Origin of the sequence: Raoultella sp., assembly GCF_039594335.1 — a bacterium.
Lineage (GTDB): Bacteria > Pseudomonadota > Gammaproteobacteria > Enterobacterales > Enterobacteriaceae > Klebsiella.
This window is the reverse complement of sequence record NZ_JBCNNS010000144.1, coordinates 1-9438: the sequence shown is the minus strand read 5'-3', so window position 1 is coordinate 9438 and position 9438 is coordinate 1. Positions and strand designations below refer to the sequence as shown.

Here is a 9438-nt window from a genome sequence, read left to right as displayed (position 1 = left end):
CGCGTGAAGAACTGACGGAAGGTGGCTACAACATTGGCCGTGTTATCGCGCGTCCGTTTGTGGGTGATAAACCGGGTCACTTCCAGCGTACCGGCAACCGTCACGATCTGGCCGTTGAACCGCCAGCGCCGACCGTGTTGCAAAAGCTGGTTGACGAGAAAGACGGCCACGTGGTTTCTGTTGGGAAAATTGCTGACATCTATGCCAACTGCGGGATCACCAAAAAAGTGAAAGCGACCGGCCTGGATGCGCTGTTTGACGCGACCATCAAAGAGATGAAAGAAGCGGGTGATAAGACCATCGTCTTCACTAACTTCGTGGACTTCGACTCTTCCTGGGGTCACCGCCGCGATATCGCCGGTTATGCTGCGGGTCTGGAACTGTTTGACCGCCGTCTGCCGGAGCTGATGGCGCTGGTGGGGGAAGATGACATTCTGATCCTGACCGCTGACCACGGCTGTGACCCGAGCTGGCAGGGCACTGACCATACGCGTGAGCACATCCCGGTACTGGTCTACGGCCCGAAAGTTAAACCAGGCTCGCTGGGCCACCGTGAAACCTTCGCGGATATCGGCCAGACTCTGGCGAAATACTTTGGTACGTCCGACATGGAATATGGCAAAGCCATGTTCTGAGGTCATTGCCCGCTAGCGCTAAGCTTACCGGGCCTGGGTTTTGAAGGCCGGTATGGCGCAGCCGCCCCCGGCAAAAACAACAATATAAAAGGAACTGAAGATGGCAACTCCTCATATTAATGCAGAAATGGGTGATTTCGCTGACGTCGTGTTGATGCCGGGCGACCCGCTGCGCGCGAAGCACATCGCGGAAACTTTCCTTGAAGACGTGCGCGAAGTGAACAACGTGCGCGGCATGCTGGGCTTTACCGGCACATATAAAGGTCGCAAGATCTCCGTCATGGGTCACGGTATGGGTATCCCGTCCTGCTCCATTTACACCAAAGAGCTGATCACCGATTTCGGTGTGAAGAAGATTATCCGCGTGGGTTCCTGTGGGGCGGTACGTGCTGATGTGAAACTGCGTGATGTGGTGATTGGCATGGGCGCGTGCACCGACTCTAAAGTCAACCGTCTGCGCTTTAAAGATCACGATTTCGCTGCTATCGCTGACTTCGGCATGGTGCGTAACGCGGTGGATGCCGCGAAAGCGCTGGGCGTTGATGCCCGCGTCGGTAACATCTTCTCCGCAGACCTGTTCTATACGCCAGATCCGTCCATGTTCGACGTGATGGAAAAATACGGCATCCTGGGCGTGGAAATGGAAGCCGCCGGTATCTACGGCGTAGCGGCGGAGTTCGGCGCGAAAGCGCTGACTATCTGCACCGTTTCCGATCATATTCGTACGCATGAGCAGACGACCGCTGCTGAGCGTCAGACGACGTTCAACGATATGATCAAAATCGCGCTGGAATCCGTTCTGCTGGGCGATAAAGAGTAAATGGGGCATTGCCCGGTGGCGCTACGCTTACCGGGCCGACTAAACCGCATGGAATCTGTAGGCCGGATAGGCGTAGCCGCCATCCGGCTTTTTTTATCAGCGTACCGCGCTGGCAATCCACGCCGACAGCTCCCGCAACGCTTTCTCTTGCTCCGGGAAATCCACGAATAATGTTTCACACGTCTGCTGTAGCACGTCAGCCTGATACAGGCAGCCCTGCAATCGCATAGCCAGCGCTTCCAGCGGTGCCGGATTCAGGCTATCGGTAAAGACCTGCGTACGGGTGATATAGCCTTTCTCAACGTCAAAGTGCAGCTCAACGCCGCCCCAGGCAAAACGTTCATCCAGCAGGTGGGAGAAGGCTGGCGCTTGACCAAAATTCCATGCCCAGCTGCTCTGGCGGGCGAAGGTTTCGGCAAAGTTTGGCAGGTCCGGTATCTTGTCGGGCGAAATCACTTCCGCGGCGACGCGCTCGTCGTAGTAGGCGAAAAAGGCCTCTTCAATCGCCGCGCAGACCTGCTGGTGCGTGATCCCCGGCAGCAGATCCACCAGATTTGCCACGCGGCCGCGTACCGAGGTGATACCTTTCGCCTGCAGCTTCTTTTTATCCGGGTTGAGATAGTTTGCCAGACGACTTAAATCGGCATTCAACAGCAGCGTACCGTGGTGAAAACCGCGGTCAAGGGTTTCGCGATAGGCTGAACCGGAGACTTTACGATCGCCTTCGGCGGTTGTGACGACCAGGTCATTGCGCCCGGATGCCGCCGCCGTGACGCCCAGCGCCTCCAGTGCAGCCAGTACAATCCGGGTGGAGACGGTTTTATCGTACTCCGGTTTCCCCGCCATGAAAGTAAAACAGGTGTTGCCGAGGTCGTGGAATACCGCACCGCCGCCGCTGCTGCGGCGGGCCAGACGGACGTTATCCTCTTCCATCCGGCGGGTATTGCACTCTTTCCACGGATTTTGCGCCCGGCCAATGACCACCGTGTCGGCATTGCGCCACAGGAACAGCACGCGCTGGGTGGCGGGCATCTGGCGGAAAATGCACTCTTCAACCGCGAGGTTGAACCAGGGGTCCGTGGAGTCTGAGAGCAGCAGGCGTAGCGTCGACATCGCGATTTCCTTATTCTGATTCATCTTTGTCTTCGTCCTGTACCGGTTTATTGGCGGTAAGCAGGAAGGGCGATTGTTGCCAGCGGGTGCGCTTGCCCTGCAGCAGCGTGCGGGTCAGCACCACGCCGATAGCCAGCGACAGCAGCAGCATCAGACGTAAAATGTTGGTGGTATTATCCACCTGTTTTGCCTCGGTGGCTAACGTATGGGTATCCAGCGTCAGGCGCAGATAGCCAAGCGGTCCGTTTTTACCCTGAATCGGCTCCACGATTTGCTGATTGAAGTAGCCGCCCGCTTTTTTGCCGTCCAGCGCCAGCCTGTCGCGTACGTTGACCCCTTCGCCCGAGCGGGCGACGAGATCGCCCTGGTCGTCATAGACTCCGGCATCCAGGACCCGGCTCTGACGGGTGAGTCGCTCCAGCAGCTCACCGATCCGTTTTTCATCAGGCGTCTCGCTGCGCATCATTGGCGTCAGATTCAGCGTAACCTGCTGCGCAAGGGTGCGAGCCAGTTCTTCTAACTGTGGATTACGTTGCTTTTGGCTGTTCTGGCTGAACCACGACGCTCCCTGCATCAAGGCAACGAGAAGTGCGAGGCAGATAAGAACAATGACGGCGCGATGCAGTCGGAATTTCAGTTTTGCGCGTACCATATTCCACCTTTAATATTTACAGCTTAATGTTGCCAGAAGCGCTGGTTACAAGGTAGCCTCATGCGTTATTTTCCTGGCCTGAATAAAGAGATGTGGAGCCGTAATGCCAAACAGTTTGACCTGGTGCGATCTGCCCGAAGATGTTTCCCTGTGGCCTGGATTACCGCTTTCGTTGAGCGGTGATGAGGTCATGCCGCTGGATTATCATGCCGGACGCAGCGGCTGGCTGCTCTACGGGCGCGGCCTTGATAAACGCCGGCTGACGGACTGGCAGCGTGAGCTGGGGGCGGCGCTGGTTATCGTTGCTTCCTGGGTTGTCGACGATTATCAGGTTATTCGTCTGGCGGGCTCTCTGACGCTGCGGGCAACCCGACTGGCGCACGAAGCGGGACTGGATGTTGCGCCGCTGGGGAAAATTCCGCATCTGCGCACGCCCGGGCTGCTGGTGATGGATATGGACTCCACGGCGATTCAAATCGAGTGCATTGACGAAATCGCCAAACTGGCCGGCACCGGAGAAATGGTGTCGGAAGTGACTGAACGTGCGATGCGCGGCGAGCTGGATTTCACCGCCAGTCTGCGTCAGCGGGTGGCGACGTTGAAAGATGCCGATGCCAGCATTCTGCTGCAGGTGCGTGAATCGCTGCCGTTGATGCCGGGGCTGGCGCAACTGGTGCTGAAGCTGGAGACGCTGGGCTGGAAAGTCGCGATTGCCTCCGGCGGGTTTACCTTCTTCGCCGAATACCTGCGCGACAAACTGCATCTTGACGCCGTGGTCGCCAATGAGCTGGAAATTATGGACGGCAAGCTGACCGGGAACGTCATCGGCGATATTGTCGATGCCAAATATAAAGCCGCCACGCTGAGAAAACTGGCGGAAAAATATGAAATCCCACCGGCACAGACCGTGGCGATCGGCGATGGCGCCAACGATCTACCGATGATCAAGGCGGCGGGTCTGGGGATCGCGTATCATGCTAAGCCAAAAGTGAATGAGCAGGCGGAAGTGACAATCCGCCACGCTGACCTGATGGGGGTCTTCTGTATTCTCTCAGGCAGCATGAATCAAAAGTAAGAGGTAACACGTGGCGAAAGCTCCAAAACGCGCATTTGTCTGTAATGAATGTGGTGCGGATTACCCGCGCTGGCAGGGGCAGTGCAGCGCCTGTCATGCCTGGAACACCATCACCGAGGTGCGTATTGCCGCTTCGCCACAGGTGGCGAGAAACGAGCGTCTGACGGGCTACGCCGGGAATGCCGGTGCGTCGAAGGTGCAAAAACTGTCGGAAATCAGCCTTGAGGCGCTACCGCGTTTCTCCACCGGTTTTAAAGAGTTTGACCGCGTCCTCGGCGGTGGTGTGGTGCCGGGCAGCGCAATTCTGATTGGCGGCAATCCGGGGGCGGGTAAATCGACGCTGCTGCTGCAGACGCTGTGCCGACTGTCGGAAAACATGAAAACGCTGTACGTCACCGGAGAAGAGTCGTTGCAACAGGTGGCGATGCGTGCGCACCGCCTGGGGTTGCCGACCGCTAACCTCAACATGCTCTCCGAGACCAGCATTGAGCAAATTTGCCAGATAGCCGATGACGAAAAGCCGCAGTTGATGGTTATCGACTCGATCCAGGTGATGCATATGGCGGACGTTCAGTCGTCGCCGGGCAGCGTCGCTCAGGTACGCGAAACCGCGGCTTATCTGACGCGTTTTGCGAAAACGCGCGATGTGGCGATCATCATGGTCGGTCATGTGACCAAAGATGGCTCGCTGGCCGGGCCGAAGGTGCTGGAGCACTGTATCGACTGTTCGGTGCTGCTGGATGGCGATGCCGATTCTCGCTTTCGTACCCTGCGCAGCCATAAAAACCGCTTTGGCGCGGTGAATGAGCTGGGGGTATTCGCGATGACCGAGCAGGGGCTACGTGAAATCAGTAACCCTTCGGCGATTTTTCTCAGCCGCGGCGATGAAGTGACTTCCGGCAGCTCGGTGATGGTGGTCTGGGAAGGCACCCGTCCTCTGCTGGTGGAGATTCAGGCGCTGGTCGATCATTCAATGATGTCTAACCCGCGTCGCGTTGCGGTGGGACTGGAGCAGAACCGTCTGGCGATTCTGCTGGCGGTACTGCACCGTCACGGCGGTCTGCAGATGGCCGATCAGGATGTCTTTGTCAACGTCGTGGGTGGAGTGAAGGTGGCGGAAACCAGCGCCGACCTGGCGCTGCTGCTGGCGATGGTTTCCAGCCTGCGCGATCGTCCGCTGCCGCACGATCTGGTGGTGTTTGGTGAAGTGGGGCTGTCCGGCGAAATCCGTCCGGTACCCAGCGGCCAGGAGCGTATCTCCGAGGCGGCGAAACATGGCTTTCGTCGCGCCATCGTCCCGGCGGCCAATGTACCGAAAAAAGCACCGGAAGGGATGCAAATCTTTGGTGTGAAAAAGCTGTCAGACGCGCTAAGCGTGTTTGACGACTTATAATTAAATACCCGCCGCCAGTCCGGCGGTAGTTGGGCTGGCGGCGTGGGGCCGTATGAATGGCTGAGTTGTCCCGGTTCATCGGATTTCGCCCGCCCGCCGTCCACAACTAACAGGGTATTTCTTCAGTTTTGCTAAAGCAGGAGGCTCTTGTGTCATCTTTCGACTATCTCAAAACCGCGATTAAGCAAAAGGGCTGTACGCTGCAACAGGTCGCGGAAGCCAGCGGAATGACCAAAGGCTATTTGAGCCAGCTGCTGAATGCCAAAATCAAAAGCCCAAGCGCGCAGAAGCTGGAAGCCTTGCACCGTTTTCTTGGTCTGGAGTTCCCGCGTCGGCAAAAGAGCGTCGGCGTGGTATTTGGTAAGTTCTATCCGCTGCACACCGGGCATATCTATCTGATTCAGCGCGCCTGTAGCCAGGTGGATGAGCTGCATATAGTCATGGGTTATGACGATACGCGCGATCGCCAGCTGTTTGAAGACAGCGCGATGTCACAGCAGCCGACGGTATCCGATCGTCTGCGTTGGCTGCTGCAAACCTTCAAATATCAGAAAAACATCCATATTCATGCGTTTAATGAAGAGGGGATGGAACCTTATCCCCACGGCTGGGACGTCTGGAGTCGCGGGATCCGTGCCTTTATGAGCGATAAAGGGATCCAGCCGAACTGGATCTACACCTCAGAAGAGGCCGATGCGCAGCAATATCTGCAGCATCTGGGGATCGAAACCGTGCTGATCGATCCGAAACGAACCTTTATGAGCATCAGCGGCGGGCAGATTCGTGAAAACCCGTTCCGTTACTGGGAGTATATTCCGACGGAAGTAAAACCGTTCTTCGTCCGTACGGTAGCCATTCTGGGCGGCGAATCGAGCGGGAAATCGACGCTGGTCAATAAGCTCGCGAATATCTTTAACACCACTAGCGCCTGGGAGTATGGTCGCGATTACGTCTTCTCGCACCTTGGCGGCGATGAGATGGCGCTGCAGTATTCCGACTATGACAAAATTGCGCTTGGCCACGCGCAGTATATTGATTTCGCAGTTAAATATGCCAATAAAGTGGCGTTTATCGACACCGATTTCGTCAGCACCCAGGCATTTTGCCTGAAGTATGAAGGGCGCGAACATCCCTTCGTTCAGGCGCTGATCGACGAGTACCGTTTTGATCTGGTGATTCTGCTGGAGAACAATACGCCATGGGTCGCCGACGGTTTACGTAGCCTCGGTAGCTCAGTGGATCGCAAGGAGTTCCAGACGCTGCTGGTGTCGTTGCTCAAAGAAAATGAGATCGATTTTGTGCATGTGAAAGAGTCGGATTACGACACGCGCTTCCTGCGCTGCGTCGATCTGGTCAAACAGCTGATGGGTGAGCCGGGTTAACCACCGTCCTGGGCGCTCTGAGCACGGAGCATAAAAAACGGGTAGCCTGAGCCACCCGTTTTTATTGTTATCCCTCAACCACCTCCTGGGGAGGTGGTATTGATTACTTCGCAATACGCTTGTACTTGATACGCTTTGGCTCCAGCGCATCGGCGCCAAGGGTGCGTTTCTTGTACTCTTCGTACTCGGTAAAGTTACCTTCGAAGAATTCGACTTTACCTTCATCCTGGTAATCCAGAATGTGGGTCGCGATACGGTCGAGGAACCAACGGTCGTGCGAGATAACCATCGCGCAGCCCGGGAACTCCAGCAGGGCGTTTTCTAACGCGCGCAGGGTTTCGATGTCCAGGTCGTTGGTCGGTTCATCGAGCAGCAGCACGTTACCGCCAACCTGCAGCAGCTTCGCGAGGTGTAGACGACCGCGCTCACCGCCGGAAAGTTCGCCCACGCGTTTACCCTGATCGACGCCTTTAAAGTTAAAGCGACCGACGTAGGCGCGGCTTGGCATTTCGGTATTGCCGATCTTCATGATATCCAGCCCACCGGAAACTTCTTCCCAGACGGTTTTGCTGTTATCCATCGCGTCGCGGAACTGATCGACGGAAGCCAGTTTCACGGTTTCACCCAGGGTGATAGAGCCGGCATCCGGCTGTTCCTGACCGGACATCATGCGGAACAGGGTCGATTTACCGGCGCCGTTAGGCCCGATAATCCCGACGATGGCCCCTTTCGGTACCGAGAAGGTCAGATCGTCAATCAGCACACGATCGCCGTAAGACTTACGCAGGTTGCTGACTTCAACAACTTTATCTCCCAGACGGGCTCCTGGCGGAATAAACAGTTCGTTGGTTTCGTTACGCTTCTGATATTCGACGTTGTTAAGCTCTTCAAAGCGTGCCAGACGGGCTTTGCCCTTCGACTGACGGCCTTTCGCGCCCTGGCGTACCCACTCCAGCTCTTTCTCGATGGATTTACGGCGTGCCGCTTCCTGAGAGGCTTCCTGCGCCAGACGCTGATCTTTCTGTTCCAGCCAAGAGGAGTAGTTACCTTCCCACGGAATTCCTTCGCCGCGGTCCAGTTCGAGGATCCAGCCTGCAACGTTGTCGAGGAAGTAACGGTCATGGGTAATCGCCACAACGGTGCCTTCGAAGTCGTGCAGGAAACGCTCCAGCCACGCCACGGATTCCGCATCCAGGTGGTTAGTCGGCTCGTCGAGCAGCAGCATGTCAGGTTTTTCCAGCAGCAGGCGGCACAGCGCCACGCGGCGGCGTTCACCACCGGAGAGGTTCGCGATTTTTGCATCCCAGTCCGGCAGACGCAGGGCGTCGGCGGCGCGCTCCAGCTGCACGTTCAGGTTGTGACCGTCGTGCGCCTGGATAATCTCTTCAAACTTACCCTGCTGCGCCGCGAGTTTATCAAAGTCGGCATCTGGCTCAGCGTATTTGGCATACACCTCATCCAGACCTTTCAGCGCGTTAACCACTTCGGCTACCGCTTCTTCTACCGATTCACGTACCGTCTGTTCCGGCTTCAGCTGCGGTTCCTGTGGCAGATAGCCAATTTTCAGGCCAGGCTGCGGGCGGGCTTCGCCTTCGATGTCGGTATCGATACCGGCCATAATACGTAACAGGGTAGATTTACCGGCGCCGTTCAGACCGAGAACGCCGATCTTCGCGCCAGGGAAGAAGCTCAGGGAGATATTTTTCAAAATATGACGTTTCGGCGGAACCACTTTGCCGACACGATGCATGGTATAAACGAATTGAGCCACGGTGGACTTCGCCTCTTTTATTTTGATGAATAGTTTTCAAAGGCGAAGTGTAGCCTTTTTCACGCGTTAAGCCCAGCGAGGCGATGGGATTCACAGAAGAGTAAAAAAATGTCCGGGACGTGGCACGTTTGGCGTTGTCTGGTTAGCATATCTATAGCGACACTGGGACATTTAAAAAGCGGCATGATGCTGCTCAGATGTAGTGAGATGTACTTTTAACAGAGGAAGAGCTTGTGGAAAAAGCCAAAACGATGGCATGGCGTCTTCTGGCGGCCAGCGTGAGTCTGCTGACGATAAGCCAGCTGGCACATGCGGATTCACTGGATGAACAGCGCAGCCGCTACGCTCAAATTAAACAGGCATGGGATAGCCGGCAGATGTCCGTTGTCGAACAGCTTATGCCTACGCTGACGACCTATCCGCTGTACCCCTATCTTCAGTACCGGCAGATAACTGACGATCTGATGAATCAGCCGGCGCTGGTGGTGAAAAACTTCATTGAAGCGAATCCGACGTTGCCGCCGGCGCGCACCCTGAAATCGCGTTTTGTTAACGAGCTGGCGCGGCGTACCGACTGGAGTGGACTGCTGGCGTTCA

At 56.3% G+C, this 9438-nt stretch carries 8 protein-coding genes and 1 pseudogene; 6 read left to right on the top strand and 3 right to left on the bottom strand.

Annotated elements, in window-relative coordinates; genetic code table 11:
• Positions 1-635: phosphopentomutase (gene deoB, locus ACZAHD_RS19085; RefSeq protein ID WP_462458173.1), on the top strand; the 635-nt coding region annotated here is incomplete at its 5' end.
• A 100-nt stretch (positions 636-735) separates the two neighbouring features.
• Positions 736-1455: a purine-nucleoside phosphorylase gene (deoD, locus tag ACZAHD_RS19080; protein ID WP_004857662.1), complete on the top strand. Its 720-nt coding sequence runs from the start codon at positions 736-738 to the stop codon at positions 1453-1455.
• Between the two features lie 96 nt (positions 1456-1551).
• Here deoD and lplA read toward each other — a convergent pair whose 3' ends face one another.
• Both lplA and ACZAHD_RS19070 read right to left on the bottom strand, forming a co-directional pair.
• Positions 1552-2568, bottom strand: a complete 1017-nt coding sequence (lplA, locus tag ACZAHD_RS19075) for a lipoate--protein ligase LplA (RefSeq protein ID WP_462458174.1) — start codon at positions 2566-2568, stop codon at positions 1552-1554.
• A gap of 10 nt (positions 2569-2578) precedes the next feature.
• Complete coding sequence (locus ACZAHD_RS19070; RefSeq protein ID WP_462458172.1) at positions 2579-3220, bottom strand: YtjB family periplasmic protein; 642 nt, start codon at positions 3218-3220, stop codon at positions 2579-2581.
• A 103-nt stretch (positions 3221-3323) separates the two neighbouring features.
• On the opposite strand from ACZAHD_RS19070, the gene serB reads away from it, so the two are divergent.
• From serB to nadR, 3 genes are all read left to right on the top strand, one after another.
• Complete coding sequence (gene serB, locus ACZAHD_RS19065) at positions 3324-4295, top strand: phosphoserine phosphatase (RefSeq protein ID WP_462458171.1); 972 nt, start codon at positions 3324-3326, stop codon at positions 4293-4295.
• Positions 4296-4305: 10 nt separating this feature from the next.
• Positions 4306-5688 (top strand): DNA repair protein RadA, encoded by a 1383-nt coding sequence (radA, locus tag ACZAHD_RS19060; protein ID WP_100682639.1) that lies wholly within the window; start codon positions 4306-4308, stop codon positions 5686-5688.
• 149 nt (positions 5689-5837) lie between these two features.
• Positions 5838-7070: a multifunctional transcriptional regulator/nicotinamide-nucleotide adenylyltransferase/ribosylnicotinamide kinase NadR gene (gene nadR, locus ACZAHD_RS19055; RefSeq protein WP_462458170.1), complete on the top strand. Its 1233-nt coding sequence runs from the start codon at positions 5838-5840 to the stop codon at positions 7068-7070.
• Between the two features lie 103 nt (positions 7071-7173).
• Here nadR and ettA read toward each other — a convergent pair whose 3' ends face one another.
• The gene (gene ettA, locus ACZAHD_RS19050) at positions 7174-8841 is read right to left on the bottom strand and encodes an energy-dependent translational throttle protein EttA (protein ID WP_462458169.1); all 1668 of its coding nucleotides are present in this window, start codon (positions 8839-8841) and stop codon (positions 7174-7176) included.
• Between the two features lie 233 nt (positions 8842-9074).
• On the opposite strand from ettA, the pseudogene ACZAHD_RS19045 reads away from it, so the two are divergent.
• A pseudogene (locus tag ACZAHD_RS19045) lies at positions 9075-9438 on the top strand (murein transglycosylase); the annotation flags it as partial.